Raw genomic sequence first — 16,834 nt, forward strand, 5'->3', positions numbered from 1 at the left:
TCAGGACGGTTGCCGGGTTCGGCTGTGAACCGCGCCGCGGGGCGGGCGGCGACGTCGCGCTCAACTGCTGCGCCGGCCGGTTGCTCGGCCTGCCGGGTGGTCGGCCGAGGCGGTCACTCCCGTCGGTCGGTGACGACGCTCAGCAAGACCGCGGAGTCGTCGACCGCGGTCAGGTCATGGCGGGCCGGTGGGATGATCAGATAGTCACCTGTGGCCGCTTCCCAGGAGTCGTCGCCGGCACTCAGACGTACCCGCCCGGCCAGGACCTGCAGCGTTGCCTCACCGGGGCTCTCGTGCTCGCCGAGCCTCTGGCCCGCCGCTAGGGCGAGCACCGTCTGACGCAGGGCATGTGTCTGCCCGCCGTGGATCGTGCGGGCGCTACGCCCGGCCGACGAGGCATGAGCCGCGGCGGCTTGCTCCTCGGCCAGGGCGGTCAACGACAGGGCATCCATCAGGATCCTCCAACAGCGCTCAGGTGGGCCACGCACCGGTCTGGTTGAACAAAGGGGTCGAGTCGGTCGACCGTGATGGGCGAGGCCCACGACTGCATCGCGCCCTGCATCAGGCCCAGGTGTGCCGGGCACACGACGTCGGGCCGACTGATCGCGAGCTCGAAAAACGGGCAGTGCCGCAGATCGATCTGTGGCCGGTCGCCACCGGCGGGTCGCTCGGGTGCGAAGCCTAACTCGTCGAGCAACCGCATCAGCCGCTCAACAGATTCATCCGGGTCGGGTGCTTCGTCCGGTGCGGTGGCGTCGATGATGGCGGACGCATGGTGACGTCCCCAGAGGCGTCCGGTCGCCAAGACCCGGCTGCTCGGATCTGGATCGGCCGCGATCACCTCGGCGAGTACTTCGGCGAGCACCCGGAAATGCCGGGGACCCATCGGATCCATGCGCCGTACCGCATGGAACAGTTGCGGTGGACGTCCCGGGCTGCGGGAGTCGGTGGTGGTGCGCTCGACCCGACCGTCACTGACCAGGCTCTCGAGATGAAACCGTGCGGTGTTGACGTGGATCCCGAGCCGTTCGGCGATTTCGGCGACAGCCATCGGGCTGCGCGCGTCCCGCAGCAGCCGCAATACCTGTCCGCGGCGGCCTGCCGCGTGCTGGCCCGGCTCCGGCGACGTCATGGCATTTCCTCCACCTCGGTTCGGCGCGGCGGGCCGACCACCATCATCGTGATCGTGGGGCGAGCCGTGCTTGCGGCCCCACCGGATGATCGCCGTGCACCGGCACGACCGGGAAGCAGCAGCGAGCAGGAAACCTTCTCGGGCAGATAAGGCATCAGGTGGCTCGCGAGGTCGTCTTGGAAGGCGATCACCGCCGCCGATGAACCAGCCTGCAGGGCCCGTGGTGCACCACTCGTCGGGTTGGAGGTAAGGAACGAATGACCTCGTACGCGCGGTCCACGGGGCATCCGTCGGCGCGCACGGTCCACAAGCCCCGCGCACGGCTGGAGAATCGCGCACCTCATGATCCAGAGTTTACACAAGACCTGGTTGTAGAAACTATGGAGCGGGAGAATCGCGATGTCATCGCCGACCGTAAGTGAGCTGGGTTCAGGCGTCGCTGCGTCGGCCGGTCATCGCGTCGCTGGGTGACGAGCTACGGACATGGCGGCGAGTCCGGCGCCGTTGAGCGCGGCGGTCCATGGTGCGACCGCAGACCGCACCGGGATCCGCAGGTTCGCGGCGATCTTCACCATCAGGGTGGGAGTCATGGCGCCGTCGCCCACCACCATGAGGCCGCGGGTCAACGCGGCGGGGACCAGGGCCTCGACGGCCGGGTCCTGGCGCAGCTCATCGATCATGCGGGTGGTGGCGTGGGCGAGGAGTTCGGTGGGTGCACCGCGCTTGAGGTCGCGGGTGCCGATGTCCGTGCGATGCGCCGCCAGGACTCTGCCGTGCCGCAGCGCCGCTACCTCGATGATTTCAGCGCCGACGTCGGCGATGACGAGGCTGCCGGCGCCGGCGCCGGCGCCGATGGCTGCCGCGCGTACGGTGTCGATGAACACCAACCGCGACGGGGCGAACACCGCTGCGGCGACCTGGCGCAGCGCGTCCTGCTCCGTCGCGCTGGCCAGCACGGGCCGGCAGACGACCACGACCGAGCCGGCCGGGATCGGGTCGCGGTACCGGCGGATCAGCCCTGCCAGCACATCGATACAGCCGGATCTGTCGGCGACGCGTCCCCGGCGTACCGGAGCGTGGGAGGTGCCGACGGTGTCGCCGCTCGGGCAGCTCAAGCCGCCGCGGCCGGCCACCCACACGTGGGTTTGGCCACTGCCGAGGCTGACGGCTATCGCGGTGGGCGAGGTCTCGGCACTCGCCCGGGTATCGGCGGGTGCCGCGCCCGCCGGGCCGCTGGAGGATTGCTGGCCGGAGACCACCGTGGTGGATACGGACATGCCGACCTCATTTCTACCGACGCTCGGATAGGACGGTCTCGCCGCGCCCGGCGGCGTGCGCAAGACCGCGAGTTTGTTACACCTGGCAGGTGGCACATCGTTGAGCGGTTGGTGAACCCTGTAGACGATGAGCGGTGATGCTGCAGCCACACTGTTGGCATATGCCGTAGGTGCCGTGGGCCATGCGTCTGAGCGCGGCTTGGATGTCGTCGACGGCATATCGCGCCGCGGCAAGCCGCGTCCGCGCCAACTCCTGCGACATGACGTCGTCCAGCGCCTCGGTCGACGGCGCGGCCACGCACCGCCCGAACGCCTGATGCAACTGGTGGACCGTTAGGTCCCAGGTGAGGGCAATCGCATCGCGGCGCCGGTCGGCGAACACCCGTGGCGTCGGGTCCGACCGTCCGCGACGCAGCGGCGTGGCCGCGCCGCCCGGCCGGACGAATCTGGCATCGACGGTGGGGCTGGAGGTCACCGCTCTCGTCGTCATCATGTGTCTCCTCACCTGCGGGACCGCTGTGTCAAGCGTGCGGGACTCATCGGGTAAGCGCAGGAGCCGTCACGGGCAGAACGACCGACGTTGACCCTTCCGGTGCCCGGCAACCTCAGCGACCGGGTGCGAACGACCCGGTGCGGACGGCCGTGCGGCGCCAGGTGAGGCCGCTGTGGCGTCAGCACGCCGGCGACGACGATCGGGACATGCGCTGATCGGTCACCTGGGGTGTCGCGGTGCCGCGTGCGATCAAGGGGAGCCGACACCGGCCATGGTCAGGAACTCCTCGCGGGCGCGGGCGTCGTCGCGCAGACGTCCGAGGAACGCGGAGGTGATGCTGCGGGCGCCTGCGGCGTGTGCGCCTCGCATGGTCACGCACAGGTGTTCGGCTTCGATGACGACCCCGACGGCTCCGGGCCGCAGGTGGGTGTCGAGCCAGACGGCGATCTGTCGGGTGAGGCGCTCCTGCAGCTGGGGGCCGTGGGCGAACAGTTGCACCACCCTGGGGAGTTTCGACAGCCCGACGATGCGGTCGCCGGGCAGGTAGCCGACGTGGGCGACGCCGACGAACGGCAGCAGGTGGTGTTCGCACACCGACCGGATCGGGATGTCGCGGGTCACGACGAGTTCGTCGTATCCCTCGTCGTTGGCGAACGTGGTGAAGGCGAATTCGCGTGGGCTCAGCAGTTCGGCGTAGGCGCGCGCCATCCGAGCGGGTGTCTCGGCAAGCCCACCGGCTGTCAGGTCGACACCGAGGGCGGTGAGGAACGTGGCGGCGGCAAGTTCCGCGGCGACCAGATCCTTGTCCGGTCGCCGTTGACCGACGCGCAACGCAGCGGTGGTGGTCATGGTGCTCCCTTCGCACGCCGCCGTGCGCAGACACGACTGTCATTGACCGAACTGGCATGGGCACGTGGGCGGCGCCACCGGCGGACGCGGCACGACTCCGTATGCGGGGACGACAGTGTCGCTCTACCTGGCAACCGAATCGCCGATCATCGTGTCGGTCAGAATGAACGGGGCTCGGTCGATGGGCGTGGCCCTGCGAGCGGTGGGCAGGCCCTCTCGTCGGATGCCGCTGGTCGAGCGGCGCCCGGCATTCACCATGCAGACCCGCACTGACGCCCGGACTCTTGTTGCATCGTCCGCGGGCGCGGTCACCGGTCGGTCTGTGAGCGGGCCGCCGCCCTATGGCTGTGGTGGTCGTCGATCATTGGTCCACCGGGTGTGGTCGGTGATCCAGATGGCCGCGCTCACGCCGGCCACACCGACCGCGATGAGCGCGATTCCGAGGCTGGTCGTCAACACCGCCAAGCCCATGATCAGCACGGCTGCGATCAGCCAGGTGCGTGGAGTCATGCCGCGCCACTTGTGCGGGCGGCTCTGCATGGCATGGCCGAATCGATCGGCGAACTCGGGGTCTTCTGACCGCAGTCCGCGTTCGATCTCCGTCAACCTGCGCTGTTCTGCGTCGCTGAGCATGCTGCTCCTTTCCGACTGGCGACCGTCCGCAACGACCTACCGTGCAGCCCGCCTCGTGGCGTCTCCGTTTGATGTGACCGGTGCAGGCGGCGGACGCGAGCCGCCGCCTGCCGATCCGTCGTTTGTCCACGGACAGCATCCGGCTTGACCTGATCCCATCGACAGGGCCGACAACAGCAAACTGCGAAAGTCGGACCTGCCGAACCACAGCAAACCGCCCGTCACACCTCATACCCGGTCGGTGGACGCGAGCCCGGGCCGAGCCCGACACATCGATATGACGGCACGCCGTCAATCCCCGTCGTGGATCGCCGGAACCACCATCACCGGGCACGGGGCGTGCTCGATCAGGTTCCGCGACGTCGAGCCCATCACCAGCCCACGGAAGCCCCCCAGTCCCCGGGAGCCGACGACCAGCAGGCCGGCCGACATGCGGCGGACGAGGGCGATCAACGCCGCGGCGACGGAATCGCCCGGCACGACCTCGGTACGGTACTTGACGTCCGGATAGCGCGCGCCGACGCCGAGCGCGCCTGCCGCAGGATCGCCGACCGTGACCCAGAACCCGGGGTCGCCCGCCGCGATCGCACCCGCGGAGCTGCTGCGCGCCGGCTGATGATGGGCCAGGATCAGCTCGACGTCGCGTAGTTGCGCCTGCGCGAAGGCGACCTCTGCCGCCCTGTTGGCCCCGGGTGAACCATCGGTGCCGAGAACGACCGGCGCGTCATCGCAAGGGGTGTCGCCGCGCACGACCACGACCGGGCAACACGCATGCGCTGAGGCCTGGGCAGCCACCGAGCCCGCCAAGAGCCCGGCGAACCCGCCCAGGCCGCGATGACCAACGACGAGCAGCTCAGCGTCGCGTGAGAGGTCGACCAGCACCCCGCCAGGCGAACCGTCGATCAGGCGAGTGGTCACCGACAGGGAAGGATGATCGGCGCGGGCCTGCTGTGCGGTTCGCGCCAACAGGTCCAGCATCGCCGCCCGCGGCCCTTGATCGTGCTGATCGTACGGGGCGTGGAAGGGCGGCCCGATCACCTGCCAACCGAAGGCATGCACGATGCGCAGGCCACAGCCGCGCCGCACGGCCTCCCACGCGCCGTAGTGAACCGCGGACCGGGCTGTCGCCGAACCGTCGAAGCCGACTACCACGAGCCTGCTCATCGCAAGACCTCCACCACTGCGCTGGTGCCGAGCGAACGTCCGCGCGGCAGGGAGCACGACACGACGTTCAAGTCGGCGTTGCCGGCGGGCGCCTTGTGGGCCCGGCCGACGTCGCCGCCCGTCGCGGGACATGAGACGCGATGGCTCGGCGCAGCGGCGAGCAGTGATGCCGGTCGATGCATATAGAAATGCATGATGATCCCCTTCTTCTGGACGTGTGTCGAAGACGGTCGGGCGTGGTCTCCGTTCCTCGCTCCGGCGCGGTGTCTCCGCAGCGCCCGCCAGAGCCTGATTGGCGGCTGCACCGCAGCTCGGTGCGACCGGCAAGGACTCGGATGGCCGGCGTCGCCGTAACCAGCCCTGCGCCGAAAGTCCGGGACGGCCCTGCGGTGGACTCTCGTCCCCGCCCGGGTTTGCCCAACCCGTCCCGCGAGCAAAGACGCGCAGCTTCTGGTGCCAGTCCACCGCGCAGCCGCTCTCCTCAACGATGAATCGGTTTGCCCTGTGCGCACAGGGTCGGCGACGGACACATTGGTGGCCCCGGATTGCCGGTCATGAGCAAGCATCGCCAGAGAAGCGACGAAAGGCGCCCCGGTTCAGACGCCGCTCCGGTCCTGTCCGGCTGGGCGGCACCGGGCAGATTGCCGCCCGTCGGCAACCAAGCGAGTCCAGATTGGTGCTGCGCCCACCTGCCCTGCCGGCGTAGGCGCGACGAACATGGTGCCAGATCGCACCGGGCGTGGACCCACCGGCGGAGTTCCGATCAGGTCATTGCCGGTAGCCCCGTCGTCGACCGACGCAGCCTCGCATATCACCTGTCGCTGCCACCGGGCTGGAGGAACGGATGGGCCTCAAGTGCCAGCTACCCGCACTCACCCTCGCCATCGCCCTCATCACGATCGCTGTCGCATTGCTGAACGCCGACAAGATCGGCTTAGGGCTGGTTCTGGGCGTTGTCACGTTGATCTCTGTCCGCTACTACGCGCGTCGCTGCGCCGACAAGTACCTGAGCGACCTGCATCCGGAGCACGGCGACCGAATGGACTAGCTGACACCCCCGGGTGCCAGATGATCACGACACGCCCCGACCGGCGCCGGCGACTGCCTTACATCCTTCACCGGCAGGTACGCGCGGAACGAAACCCAATGAACCTAGAGGAAAGTGGTCTGAGATGCCGAACGTGGCGATCAACGGGCTGGGCCGCATCGGCCGTGCGGCGTTGAGGATCCTGCTGGACGCCGACGGGTTGAACCTCGTCGCGGTCAACGATGTCGCCGACGTCGACAACCTGGCCTACCTGCTCAGGTACGACACCGTCTACGGCCGCTACCACCGCCGGGTCAGCACCGAAGACGGGGCGCTGCTCGTCGACGGTCGACGGATCGCGACGTTCACCGAACGCGACCCGGCGAAGCTGCCGTGGGCCGACCTCGGCGTCGACCTGGTCCTGGAATGCACCGGCGTCTTCAAAACCGAGGACGAGCTGAAGAAGCACCTGCAAGCCGGCGCCTCCTTCGTGATCCTGTCCGCCCCGACATCGTCGGAGGCAGTACCCACCGTGGTGCACGGCGTGAACCGTCCCGACGGCGCACCACAGATCGTTTCCTGCGCCAGCTGCACCACCAATTGCATCACCCCGGTCATCGAAATCGCTCACCGTCACATCGGTGTCCAACGGGCGGTGATGACGACCATCCACGCCTACACCGCCGGCCAACAGCTGGTCGACGGCCCCGCCAAGAGCTTCCGGCGCGGTCGGGCCGGGGCCGCTAACCTCGTGCCGACCTCGACCGGGGCGGCCCGAGCGACCACCCGCGCGGTACCCGAGCTGGCCGACAGGTTCGACGGCATCGCGGTACGCGCACCGATCCCGGTCGGGTCGGTCGCCGACATCGTGTTTGTCGCGAGCCGGCCGACCACCGTTGAGGAAGTCAACGCCGCGTTCCGGCAAGAGGCCACCGACGAGCGCTACCGCGGCATTCTCGGTGTCTCGCAGGATCCTCTGGTCTCCGCCGACATCGTCGGAGATTCACGCGCCGCTGTCATCGACCTGGACCTGACCCGCGTCGTGGACGGCACGCTGGTCAAGGTGATGGCCTGGTACGACAACGAATGGGGCTTCACCCACCAGATGATCCGCGAGGCCCGCAGCACACTCGGTGTAGCCGCATGATGCTCGCCGACCGGACGAGCGGTGTTCCGTGACGCATTCCCTCCCGGAACACCCCGGACGACCTTTGCAGCGCGGGTCGCCGATGGCCGGGCGGTTCCGGCTCACCGCAGCCGTCCCCGGGCCGTCACCAGAACGGGTACGCCGCGCCCGCCGCTACAGTATTTGGGACCGCATATGGCACAAGCCACGATTGTTCTGCCTGCACCCTATCCATTTCGGCTGGATCTGACGGCCTGGGCGTTGCGACGACGCTGGAAGAACACCGTCGACCGGTGGGACGACGGCCAGTACAGCCGCGTCATCATCGCCGACGGACACCCCGCACGGCTGACAGCCGTTCAGGCGACGACCGGCGTCCAACCGACGCTGATGGTCACCGTGGAATCGGCAACACCCATCAGCGAGCGGGCCTTGAACGAGGCCGGCCTGCTCGTCCAGAAGATGTTCGGGCTATCGGTCGATCTGCGGCCCTTCTACGAGCTCGCCGATGACGACCCTGTCATCGGTCCGCTGGTGCAGCGGTTCCGCGGGCTGCGCCCGCCTCGCTTTCCGACCGTCTTCGAGGGACTGGTCAATGCGATCGCCTGCCAGCAGGTGACCCTGGATCTGGGGATCATCGTGTTGAACCGGTTGTCGCAGCGATTCGGGCCGCACCTTGTTGATCACGATGGTGTGCGGCACGCGTTCCCCGCAGCGGCCGACCTGGCCGACGTGGGCGAGGAAGCGATCCGCGAACTCGGGTTCAGCCGCCAGAAGGCGCGGGCGATCCAGCAGCTCGCCGTCCATGTCGTCGACACGAGTGTGGATCTAGAGCGGCTTGAGGGCTTGAACAACGACCAGGCTGTCGCCGCGCTGTCGCGCGTGCACGGCATCGGCCGGTGGTCCGCGGAGTATGTACTGCTGCGAGGACTCGGAAGGCTGGACACCTTCCCGGACGACGACGTCGGGGCGCAGAACAACCTGCAACGATTGTTTCACCTCGCCGGCAAGCCGACCTACGATCGTATCCAGCAGTTGACATCTCCGTGGCGTCCCTACGAGGGCCTCGTCTACTTTCACCTGCTACTGGACAAACTGCGCGCGAACGGCGCGTTATGACCCCTGCCGCCACGCAGCTGACCAGCCGAGACTGCTGACTGCCGCGGCCGTCGTGTCCTACTTCGTCGGTGAGCATACCGACGCCTGTGGTCATCGGGGTCATGCTCACGATCAGTGTGGGACGGGGGTTCGCCAATGAGTACCGCGCCGGGTGGGCCGGGGCAGCGTTGCACGACAACGTCCGGCACCGGGCGGTGGCGGTCCGCAGCAGGATCGCCGGCAGCATCGACGTGGTGCAGGACGAAAATCCCTACGCGATCGCAGTTCCCGGGCGGGCAACAGCGCCGCCCCGGCCAGGTTTCCAGGTTTGAGGCTGGCGGTCGGCGCATTCGTCGGAACATCGATGCGGGGCGAGACCAAAGTCATCCGGCGGTGATCACCTCACGCAATCCATCCACTGCCCGGGCGGGAGATCCTGGCGACGGCACGTCCCAGCGACCGTCGGGCCTTCGGGTCCCATCGCCGTGACACCGCTCATAAAGACGACTTTGAGAGTCCTCTTATCGGTAGGGTCGGTTCGTGCGGCTCAACAGATCCACGGACATCAGTCTTCGCATCCTCATGCTCAGCGCGGTGCGCGACGACCGGCTGACCATCGACGAGCTGGCCGAGGTGCTCGCAGTGCCACGGCACCACCTGGCCAAGGTGGTGCAGCGACTGCAGCATCTGGGACTGCTGGAGACCGTTCGGGGCCGCAGCGGCGGGGTGCGCCTCGCCGGCACCGCGCACACCGCGTCGATCGGCGGGCTAGTCCGGAAGCTGGAGGGCGATACCGAGGTCGTCGACTGCGAGGGCGAGCAGGCCTGCCCGCTGAGCCGGGACTGTCTGCTGCGCGGGGCGCTGCGCCGCGCCCAAGAGGCGTTCTACGCCGCCCTCGACCCGATCACCGTCGGCGATCTGAGCGCCCCGCCCGCCCGGCAAGTACTGCTCAGTCTCGGCCGGCGCTGACCGTTCCATCCGTCACCAGGAGAAACCGATGCTCTCTGCCACCAGCGCCCCGGTCATCGAGGCCACCCTGCCGGTCGTCGGCAAGCACCTCGACCAGATCTCCGGCACCTTCTACGAGACGATGCTCGACGAGAATCCGGAGTTGCTCGACCTGTTCAGCCGTAGTGCGCAGGCCACCGGCGAGCAGCGCAGCGCCCTGGCCGGCGCGGTCGCGGCCTTCGCCGCGCACCTGGTCGGCGCGGGCCCGAAGAGCGTGGTCTTCGACCACATCGTGGAGCGCATCGCGCAGCGGCACTGCGCGCTGGGCATCCGCCCGGAGCAGTACACGATGGTCGGTCGCTACCTGATGGGCGCGGTCGGCGCGACGCTGGGCGACGCAGTCACCCCCGTGGTGGCCGCCGCCTGGGACGAGGTCTACTGGCTCTTCGCCGCTCGGCTTATCGGCCGCGAGGCCCGTCTGTATGCCGAAGCCGGGGTGGATGACGCCGACCCGTGGCGCGACTACCTGGTAGCGAAGAAGATCGCCGAAGCGCACGACACGATGTCGTTCATCCTGACCCCCGTCGACGGGCTCCCGGCCCCCGCTTTCCTGCCCGGCCAGTATGTGACCGTCGCCGCCGACCTGCCGGACGGCAGCCGCCAACTGCGGCAGTACTCGCTCTCCCAGGCGGCCAGCGGCGGCACCCTGCGGATCACCGTGCGGAGGGTACGCGGCAGCGATGGCGCCCCGGACGGCGTGGTTTCGACCTTCCTGCACGACCAGGTCGACGCCGGCGACCGGCTGCGGCTGAGCCACCCGTACGGCGACCTCACCCTGCGCGACAGCGCGGCGCCGCTCGTCCTGGTCAGCGCCGGGGTGGGCATCACCCCGATGGCCGCGATCCTGGACCACGTGGCCCGCACCCAGCCGACCCGGCAGGTCACGATCGTGCACGCCGACCGCAGCGCCGAACGCCACCCGCTGCGCCTGGAAATGGCCGGCCACGGCTCGCGGCTGACGTCCTGCACCACCTTCGTCTGGTACGAGCAGGCGAGCGACGTCCCGGACGCGTACCACGGTTTCGTCGACACCGACGTCATCCCGCTGCACCCTGACGCGGAGGTCTACCTGTGCGGCCCGGTGCCGTTCATGCAGAGCGTCCGGGCTGGGCTGCACCGCCGCGGGATCAGCGATGGCCAGATCCGCTACGAGGTCTTCGGCTCCGAACAGTGGCGCGCCACGCCGAAGCGCGCGACCGCCCAATTGGCTACCACGGCCTGAACGCGCCGAACTCACGGGTGGAGCGGGTCGGCGGCGTAGTAGCAGTTCCGGCTCGCTCGGACTACGCGATGGCCGACAGCGCAGCCCAGCTGGCGAAGCCGAGCAGGGCCAGCCCGGCCCCCGCACCCGTGATGGCACTCGTGGCGACGGCGGTAGTTCGGGAGACGAGGACGGCTCCGACCGCGACACCAGTCAACAGCGCCCCCAGCGCCACCAGGGACGGGCTTTTCAGGACCGGTGCCATCGGCCAGAAGTGCACGCCTACCACCAGGCAGACCCACGCGGCGATGTACTCGCCGCCTCCGTAGAGGGCGATCACGGCGGCGCCTATCCAGGCGATGCCGAACTCGACGCCGACGATGATGGCGTACCGGCGCATGGCGCCCGGTTCACCCAGCGCCGAACCACCTGAGCAATTCCGCCACGCGTACACCGCACCGACCACGGCGACGATCAAACTCAGCACCGCGCCCACGATCAGCGGTGACCGCCACCCCGGCGGAGGCTTCTCCTGCGCCCACCCGAACCAGCAGGACGCGAAGACACCAAGGACCAGAGCGGACATCGCGCCGTCGCGTGCGTACTGCATCGCAGGATCTCCCATCGGTCGCCTTCGTAACGGTTGAGCGGGACGGGCGAACTCGAGCTACCGCTGAACCCGGCTACCCACGTACGCAACTCGAGTGAAACGCGTCGAGGGCCAAGAGATCTGGTGTCGATGAGTGGCGACACCCCCTGTGCGCGTGGGATCAGAGCTGGTCCGAGGGCACCGCGGAGGTGTCGATCACCTGCGTGACAGCAAGCCGCGGTGTTCGCGGTGGCGGCCCGTGCTGTTCCGGATCGGCGATCCCCAGCCGCAGGGCGAGGTACGGGTGGCCGAGGCCGGCGAGCAGGTGCCGCAGGGTGTGCCAGGTGGCGGCGACCTCGACGACACCGCAGAGCGGCACCACTGACACGCCGATGGTGGTGGCGGTCAACCACGCCGCCGACAGTGCCTCTCCGGCACGCAGCCAGTCCTGCGGTCCGTCCCCGTCGCCGAACAGCAGCGCGTAGACCGCGGCTCGGTCGTGCCCGGCGCCGACCGGCAGTGTCCCGGGCCGGCCGAAGTCGCGACTGGGCACGGTGGTCTGCGTGGGGTGCTCGGGCAGCACACTGTCGGGGAGGCCGGCGCCCGACAGCCGGGCACGGCCGGTCCAGTAGGTCAGTTCCGCGGCGATCTGCGGGTCGCCGGCTTCCATCGTCGCGGCCCGGCCTGCCGCGGAACCCAGGTCCGCCACGTTGTCGGAGGAGAGGATGTGCAGGCTGCCTTCCGCGCAGGCCGCGGCCGCGATGGCCCGCAACCCCGCCTCGGGTATGGACCGCTCGCTCACTGGCCGCCGGTCGGTGTGCCGGATGCGTATCGCGTGCGCCAGGCGCAGGGCCTCCATCGTCACCGGAGTCCGGTCGTGCATCACGAGCGTGGCCAGCAGGTCCGGATCGTTTGCTTCCGGTAGCCGGGCCACGTGCGCCGACCAGCCGTCAGCGGCGAGTGCGATCCGGGCGTGGTGCAGGGCGGCCCCGCAGCTGAGCATCAGCTGCCGGCCCTGAGGGTCTCCGGCCGTCAGCTGGCGGCTGCGGGTGGCGAACAGGTCCAGTCGTTCCGGGTGTACCCGCCACAGCCACGGTTGGGTGTTGAGGATCGACGGCGCATTCCCGGCTGCGGTAGCAGCGTCGGTGAACGCGACAGCAGGCAGCCGGTCGACCGCCGTCGCCTCATGTCTCATACTCAGGCCTCCTGAGCGTTCGTATGCGGCGGACCGCCGACGTTCACCCGGCGGCGGCGTGGGGTCGAACCAGGCACCTTCGGCACCGGGTCACGGGCTGTTCGGGCGCCGCGTAGAAGGTCACTGAGGACGGCTGCCTGGCTGTGCTCGACGTCTCGGGTGGCCGTCAGGAGCGTGACGGTCCTCGTGCGGGTCAGTTCCCGGAGCCGGTCGATGGCGGCTGCTGGTCGGGCGTCGCGGAGTTCGACCAGGTAGCGGTCCCGGAACTCGGTGAAGCGTTCCGGTCGGTGGCCGTACCAGCGGCGCAGTGGCGTGGACGGCGCGATGTCCTTCACCCACTCATCGAGATGGACCGCAGCCTTGGTCAGACCGCGTGGCCACACCCGGTCGACCAGCACCCGGGCGCCGTCATCGGGTGAGGGATCATGGTAGACCCGGCGGAGCCTTACCTGCCTTTCCATCGGTCCTCCTCGATGGGGATCGCTCGCGGATTGCCACACGGACCGCGGTGCGAGGTGTCGTCGCCAATGCTCGCGCCATGCCCTCGTCGCGGGACAGGTGTGTGGCCAGCACCTAGCGCGGTGACAGATTGCCGGGTCCCGGCAACGCCGGGCGCGATGGTTGCCCTACCCCGGCATCAGCTCGACCTGGTGGTGTCTCACCGGAAGGGGCCAGGCGGAGGCCGATCACCGCGGCGGGGGATCGGTCCGGCGGCTCCGCGCGAAACGCGAGCGATGATCGGGTGCGAATTCCGTGTGCCGGCCACGTCCACGCGGTGTCGGCAGACCCGACGATGGCTGGCCGGCCAGAGGCTGACGGGATTGGTGGTGTAGGCGACCGTCCGATTCGCTGGCCCGCGCCGCGGTGTCGTGAGCGCCGTAGTGCCGAGCATCGGCAAGTTGCGGCACCCGACCTGACCGGCGACGGCACCTGTGCCGGACCGGACCGACGGCAATCATTGATGGTGATCGAGGCGACGTCGGCTCGATAACAGAGTGGTCCGGCCGGCGGTCGTCGCTGCAGAGCAGTGTCCATGAACAGGGCAGAACGAGGGCCACGTGGCCACGATCCAGCAGTTCCATGCCGCGCAGCCCCGTCACCCGTCACCGCATCGATACTTGAGGAGTCGCAGATGAGTATTGCCCAACGAACCGCAGAAACGACCTGGGAAGGCTCGTTGACCGCCGGCGGCGGAGTGATCCGCTCGGGGAGCGACGCACTCGACGGGCTGGACGTGACCTGGGCGGCGCGCACGGAGACGCCCGGCGGCAAGACCAGTCCCGAGGAATTGGTTGGCGCCGCTCACTCGTCCTGCTTCGCGATGGCACTCACGCTGCTGCTCGGCAAGGCCCACACGCCACCGGATCGCCTCAACGTCGCGGCAACGGTGACCCTGGACGACGTCGACGGCGTACCGACCATCGTCTCCTCCACGCTGCGCGTGGACGGCTGGGTGCCCGGGCTCGACGCGGCAGGCTTTCAGAAGGTAGTGGACGACGCAGCCGCATTGTGCCCCGTCTCACGGCTGTTCGCCGGTGCTCGGATCAGCGTCGAAGCCACCCTGCAGCCGAGCTGATTCACGCCAGTCACCCAGGCGGCAGCGAACCACCTCGACATGATTGGCCGTGCGGGCGGCGGACCTGGTTAGGCCGTACCCGTTGTCGGGGTCGCATCCCGGGCGGTGGCACTCAGGACCGGGTGCTGAGGGTCCCGTGCTTGCGGACGGTCGGCAACCACGCGCCCTGGTGTTGACCGGTGCGGCCCGCTGCCATCGCGTTCAGGGCGGCACAGGCTGGACAGACGGGTGGTTCTTCTGGAACGAGCCGGGAGGCCGACGGTGACAAGTCACATGCTGACCCTGGCAGCGGGCCGCGTGCGGCCGCCCCGAGGAACGGTGTTCGACCGCCCGGTTGCCCCGGGGACGCGCCGGTCGCATCCGACATCGACCGGCGATCATGACAGTGGCGGGACTCGGCTGTGGAACGTCGAGCACGGTGTCCACGCCGCGCCACGCGCCGTCTATGCGCTGAGCCGGCAGCCCTTCACCGCGGGCGGAAGTCACCGTAGATGGCCACCGCCCGCACCGTGGCAGTGCCACACCCACCCAGCCGGTCTGGCGGTGGTTGGCATCCGTAGCCGCTACTCGAGCTGTGAAAGGACCATTGAGGTGACCAGCACCGTGCAGGATCCGATCGACCTGCTCCGCACCAGCTTGGAGGAGCAGTTCCAACGGAGCACCGACCAACTCGCCGAGCTCACCGTGCGCAGCCGGCAGCGGAGCCACGGCGGCTACGACCACGACACTCTCGCCGCGCTCATCGCGTCGGCCCGCCAGGCGGTGTCCGACACCGCTCACGCGCTGCGTCGCATGGCCGAGGGCAGCTACGGCAGCTGCGAACGCTGCACGGCCGACATTTCGCTGCAACGACTGGAGATCCTGCCGCATGCCCGGTTCTGCGTGCCGTGCCAGCGCAGGCAGACCGGCTGACACCACCGGCACCGACGACGAGCGTCACCGCACGACGATGCACGCGACAGGACATCGGCACACCGCCCGGAGGCCTTCATGCGTTTCTCGTTGACTCGACATCACCGTGACGACGGCCTGGTCACGCTTGCCCTCGCCGGCGACGTGGACATGGGCGCCGTCGACGCGCTGGTATCAGCCCTTCAGGACACCCTGCAGACACCGGACCGCATCGCCGTGGTCGTCGACCTGGCCCGGGTGACGTTCCTGGACTGCGCCGGTATCGGCGCGCTGGTGGTCGGCCGCAACACCGCCGTCAGCCGGGGACACCGCTACACGGTGGTCAACCCGCAGCGCCAGGTCCGCCGCGTCCTGGAACTCACCGGCGTCTTCACCGCCCTCACCGGGCGGCACCCGCAGCCGGCACCGGAGACCGCCCGAGCAGCGCGGTCACGCCGATCCCGGCGCCACCGCGACGACCGGCGGTGTGCGGCGAAACCGTCGACCGCCGGTGTTGACGCCTTGCCGCACGGATAGGAGCTAATGATGGAGAAATGGCCGTTGACGGCGCTCGTCGATGGACTGCTGAGCCGCGCGCTCAACGCGTCGAGCCGCCGCAACATGCGCACCATTGATGGCGGACGTCCGCACCTGCTCTACCAAAGCGTGATCGCGTTGGCCTGCGGCCAACGGATCGAGGAGCACGACCACCCGGGCGAGGCGACCGTGCAGGTGCTACGCGGGCGGGTGCGGGTCACGGCCGGCGATGACACCACCGACGTATCGACCGGCCAGCTACTCATCGTGCCCGACGTTCGACACTCGGTGATAGCCCTGGAGGACGCGGCCCTGCTGCTCACCGTCGCCAAACGAACGATACCGACTCCGGCTAACCGGGTGAACCCCGACCTGCCCGATTCCTACCAGCGTCATCACCAGCGCGGGCGCCGCCGCTGGCCCGTGAACGCACCGCTGCCCTAGCCACCGAAGACCGAGCCACGACGACGCATCGCAAGGAGAGAAGTCGATGAAAGACCCACACGTGTTCGTGATCGTAGGGGCAGGGCTGGCCGGGGCGAAGGCCGCGCAGACGCTGCGGGAGACCGGCTTCGGCGGCGAGATCGTGCTGCTCGGTGAAGAACCCGAACGGCCCTATGAGCGGCCGGCGCTGTCCAAGGGTCTGCTGCTCGGAACGGCCGAGCGGGAGTCGGTGTTCGTGCACGAACCCGGCTGGTACGCCGCGCATGATGTGGACCTGCGAACCGGCGTCCATGTATCCGCGGTCGACCGCGCAGCCCGGCAGGCCGAACTGGGCGACGGTCAGCGCATCGGCTACGACGCGCTGCTGCTGGCCACCGGTGCGACGGCACCCAACCCGAACCCTCAGCGAGCACGACTCACAAAATGTGTGCCAGAGCCTCAACCCTGACCACCGTGGTCCGGCTGAAAGGGGTCTGCTGCACCGATAGGTGACATCTGAGTTGGCTTGCCCTGGTGGCGGGCTGGAAGGATGTTGCTGTGCCCAAGCCCTACCCCCGTGAGTTCCGCGATGACGTTGTGCGGGTGGCCCGTGAT

Annotated in this window: 20 protein-coding genes; 10 read left to right on the forward strand and 10 right to left on the reverse strand. The window is 69.0% G+C overall.

The annotated features are described in order from the left end of the window. Positions 1–113: 113 nt before the first annotated feature. The 7 genes from FHG89_RS13350 to FHG89_RS13380 all read right to left on the reverse strand — a co-directional run bounded on the left by FHG89_RS13350 (position 114) and on the right by FHG89_RS13380 (position 5,548). Positions 114–452 carry a cupin domain-containing protein gene (locus FHG89_RS13350; RefSeq protein ID WP_139584706.1) on the reverse strand — a complete coding sequence of 113 codons (339 nt, stop codon included), beginning with the start codon at positions 450–452 and terminating at the stop codon, positions 114–116. Then, positions 452–1,132: a helix-turn-helix transcriptional regulator gene (locus FHG89_RS13355; RefSeq protein WP_139584707.1), complete on the reverse strand. Its 681-nt coding sequence runs from the start codon at positions 1,130–1,132 to the stop codon at positions 452–454. Before FHG89_RS13355 ends, FHG89_RS13350 begins: the two co-directional genes overlap by 1 nt. 452 nt (positions 1,133–1,584) lie before the next feature. Then, positions 1,585–2,409 carry a rod shape-determining protein gene (locus tag FHG89_RS13360; protein WP_139584708.1) on the reverse strand — a complete coding sequence of 275 codons (825 nt, stop codon included), beginning with the start codon at positions 2,407–2,409 and terminating at the stop codon, positions 1,585–1,587. A gap of 76 nt (positions 2,410–2,485) precedes the next feature. Further along, positions 2,486–2,899 carry a TraR/DksA family transcriptional regulator gene (locus FHG89_RS13365; protein WP_167517406.1) on the reverse strand — a complete coding sequence of 138 codons (414 nt, stop codon included), beginning with the start codon at positions 2,897–2,899 and terminating at the stop codon, positions 2,486–2,488. 252 nt (positions 2,900–3,151) lie between these two features. Then, the gene (gene folE, locus FHG89_RS13370; protein WP_112674644.1) at positions 3,152–3,751 is read right to left on the reverse strand and encodes a GTP cyclohydrolase I FolE; all 600 of its coding nucleotides are present in this window, start codon (positions 3,749–3,751) and stop codon (positions 3,152–3,154) included. 339 nt (positions 3,752–4,090) lie between these two features. Next, positions 4,091–4,384, reverse strand: coding sequence for a DUF3040 domain-containing protein (locus FHG89_RS13375; RefSeq protein ID WP_112674646.1), 294 nt, complete (start codon positions 4,382–4,384; stop codon positions 4,091–4,093). A gap of 291 nt (positions 4,385–4,675) precedes the next feature. Then, positions 4,676–5,548, reverse strand: a complete 873-nt coding sequence (locus tag FHG89_RS13380; RefSeq protein ID WP_167517407.1) for a universal stress protein — start codon at positions 5,546–5,548, stop codon at positions 4,676–4,678. 844 nt (positions 5,549–6,392) lie between these two features. Here FHG89_RS13380 and FHG89_RS13385 point away from each other — a divergent pair. The 5 genes from FHG89_RS13385 (at position 6,393) to FHG89_RS13405 (ending at position 11,029) form a co-directional block, all read left to right on the forward strand. Then, positions 6,393–6,596: a hypothetical protein gene (locus FHG89_RS13385; protein ID WP_139584711.1), complete on the forward strand. Its 204-nt coding sequence runs from the start codon at positions 6,393–6,395 to the stop codon at positions 6,594–6,596. A gap of 124 nt (positions 6,597–6,720) precedes the next feature. Beyond that, positions 6,721–7,722, forward strand: a complete 1,002-nt coding sequence (gap, locus tag FHG89_RS13390) for a type I glyceraldehyde-3-phosphate dehydrogenase (protein WP_139584712.1) — start codon at positions 6,721–6,723, stop codon at positions 7,720–7,722. Positions 7,723–7,896: 174 nt separating this feature from the next. Continuing rightward, positions 7,897–8,820, forward strand: coding sequence for a DNA-3-methyladenine glycosylase family protein (locus tag FHG89_RS13395; RefSeq protein WP_139584713.1), 924 nt, complete (start codon positions 7,897–7,899; stop codon positions 8,818–8,820). Positions 8,821–9,339: 519 nt separating this feature from the next. Further along, positions 9,340–9,768 carry an RrF2 family transcriptional regulator gene (locus FHG89_RS13400; protein WP_112674654.1) on the forward strand — a complete coding sequence of 143 codons (429 nt, stop codon included), beginning with the start codon at positions 9,340–9,342 and terminating at the stop codon, positions 9,766–9,768. 28 nt (positions 9,769–9,796) lie between these two features. Next, entirely contained in the window at positions 9,797–11,029 is a 1,233-nt protein-coding gene (locus FHG89_RS13405) for a globin domain-containing protein (RefSeq protein ID WP_139584714.1), read from the forward strand. A gap of 61 nt (positions 11,030–11,090) precedes the next feature. On the opposite strand, the gene FHG89_RS13410 is transcribed toward FHG89_RS13405, so the two are convergent. From FHG89_RS13410 to FHG89_RS13420, 3 genes are all read right to left on the reverse strand, one after another. Next, a complete protein-coding gene (locus FHG89_RS13410) occupies positions 11,091–11,618 on the reverse strand; it encodes a hypothetical protein (RefSeq protein WP_139584715.1) in 528 nt (175 codons plus the stop codon). Between the two features lie 160 nt (positions 11,619–11,778). Further along, positions 11,779–12,792, reverse strand: a complete 1,014-nt coding sequence (locus FHG89_RS13415) for an Acg family FMN-binding oxidoreductase (RefSeq protein WP_139584716.1) — start codon at positions 12,790–12,792, stop codon at positions 11,779–11,781. A 2-nt stretch (positions 12,793–12,794) separates the two neighbouring features. Continuing rightward, positions 12,795–13,253 (reverse strand): DUF488 domain-containing protein, encoded by a 459-nt coding sequence (locus FHG89_RS13420; protein ID WP_139584717.1) that lies wholly within the window; start codon positions 13,251–13,253, stop codon positions 12,795–12,797. Between the two features lie 671 nt (positions 13,254–13,924). Here FHG89_RS13420 and FHG89_RS13425 point away from each other — a divergent pair. The 5 genes from FHG89_RS13425 (at position 13,925) to FHG89_RS13445 (ending at position 16,688) form a co-directional block, all read left to right on the forward strand. Next, positions 13,925–14,368: an OsmC family peroxiredoxin gene (locus FHG89_RS13425; protein ID WP_112674664.1), complete on the forward strand. Its 444-nt coding sequence runs from the start codon at positions 13,925–13,927 to the stop codon at positions 14,366–14,368. 591 nt (positions 14,369–14,959) lie between these two features. Next, the gene (locus FHG89_RS33705; RefSeq protein WP_244295413.1) at positions 14,960–15,280 is read left to right on the forward strand and encodes a TraR/DksA family transcriptional regulator; all 321 of its coding nucleotides are present in this window, start codon (positions 14,960–14,962) and stop codon (positions 15,278–15,280) included. 78 nt (positions 15,281–15,358) lie between these two features. Continuing rightward, positions 15,359–15,796, forward strand: a complete 438-nt coding sequence (locus tag FHG89_RS13435; RefSeq protein WP_139584718.1) for an STAS domain-containing protein — start codon at positions 15,359–15,361, stop codon at positions 15,794–15,796. A 9-nt stretch (positions 15,797–15,805) separates the two neighbouring features. Then, positions 15,806–16,240 carry a cupin domain-containing protein gene (locus FHG89_RS13440; protein ID WP_112675140.1) on the forward strand — a complete coding sequence of 145 codons (435 nt, stop codon included), beginning with the start codon at positions 15,806–15,808 and terminating at the stop codon, positions 16,238–16,240. Positions 16,241–16,286: 46 nt separating this feature from the next. After that, on the forward strand, positions 16,287–16,688 hold the full coding sequence (locus FHG89_RS13445; RefSeq protein ID WP_139584719.1) for an FAD-dependent oxidoreductase: 402 nt from the start codon (positions 16,287–16,289) through the stop codon (positions 16,686–16,688). The last annotated feature ends 146 nt before the right edge of the window (positions 16,689–16,834 follow it).

The sequence above is a fragment of the Micromonospora orduensis genome, from assembly GCF_006228125.1.
Taxonomy (GTDB): Bacteria; Actinomycetota; Actinomycetes; order Mycobacteriales; family Micromonosporaceae; genus Micromonospora; species Micromonospora orduensis.

Bases quoted from the DNA above. Each gene is read 5' to 3' on its own strand.
- FHG89_RS13350 (WP_139584706.1), bottom strand. From the start codon at position 452: ATGGATGCCCTGTCGTTGACCGCCCTGGCCGAGGAGCAAGCCGCCGCG.
- FHG89_RS13355 (WP_139584707.1), bottom strand. From the start codon at position 1,132: ATGACGTCGCCGGAGCCGGGCCAGCACGCGGCAGGCCGCCGCGGACAG.
- FHG89_RS13360 (WP_139584708.1), bottom strand. From the start codon at position 2,409: ATGTCCGTATCCACCACGGTGGTCTCCGGCCAGCAATCCTCCAGCGGC.
- FHG89_RS13365 (WP_167517406.1), bottom strand. From the start codon at position 2,899: ATGACGACGAGAGCGGTGACCTCCAGCCCCACCGTCGATGCCAGATTC.
- folE (WP_112674644.1), bottom strand. From the start codon at position 3,751: ATGACCACCACCGCTGCGTTGCGCGTCGGTCAACGGCGACCGGACAAG.
- FHG89_RS13375 (WP_112674646.1), bottom strand. From the start codon at position 4,384: ATGCTCAGCGACGCAGAACAGCGCAGGTTGACGGAGATCGAACGCGGA.
- FHG89_RS13380 (WP_167517407.1), bottom strand. From the start codon at position 5,548: ATGAGCAGGCTCGTGGTAGTCGGCTTCGACGGTTCGGCGACAGCCCGG.
- FHG89_RS13385 (WP_139584711.1), top strand. From the start codon at position 6,393: ATGGGCCTCAAGTGCCAGCTACCCGCACTCACCCTCGCCATCGCCCTC.
- gap (WP_139584712.1), top strand. From the start codon at position 6,721: ATGCCGAACGTGGCGATCAACGGGCTGGGCCGCATCGGCCGTGCGGCG.
- FHG89_RS13395 (WP_139584713.1), top strand. From the start codon at position 7,897: ATGGCACAAGCCACGATTGTTCTGCCTGCACCCTATCCATTTCGGCTG.
- FHG89_RS13405 (WP_139584714.1), top strand. From the start codon at position 9,797: ATGCTCTCTGCCACCAGCGCCCCGGTCATCGAGGCCACCCTGCCGGTC.
- FHG89_RS13410 (WP_139584715.1), bottom strand. From the start codon at position 11,618: ATGCAGTACGCACGCGACGGCGCGATGTCCGCTCTGGTCCTTGGTGTC.
- FHG89_RS13415 (WP_139584716.1), bottom strand. From the start codon at position 12,792: ATGAGACATGAGGCGACGGCGGTCGACCGGCTGCCTGCTGTCGCGTTC.
- FHG89_RS13420 (WP_139584717.1), bottom strand. From the start codon at position 13,253: ATGGAAAGGCAGGTAAGGCTCCGCCGGGTCTACCATGATCCCTCACCC.
- FHG89_RS13425 (WP_112674664.1), top strand. From the start codon at position 13,925: ATGAGTATTGCCCAACGAACCGCAGAAACGACCTGGGAAGGCTCGTTG.
- FHG89_RS13435 (WP_139584718.1), top strand. From the start codon at position 15,359: ATGCGTTTCTCGTTGACTCGACATCACCGTGACGACGGCCTGGTCACG.
- FHG89_RS13440 (WP_112675140.1), top strand. From the start codon at position 15,806: ATGGAGAAATGGCCGTTGACGGCGCTCGTCGATGGACTGCTGAGCCGC.
- FHG89_RS13445 (WP_139584719.1), top strand. From the start codon at position 16,287: ATGAAAGACCCACACGTGTTCGTGATCGTAGGGGCAGGGCTGGCCGGG.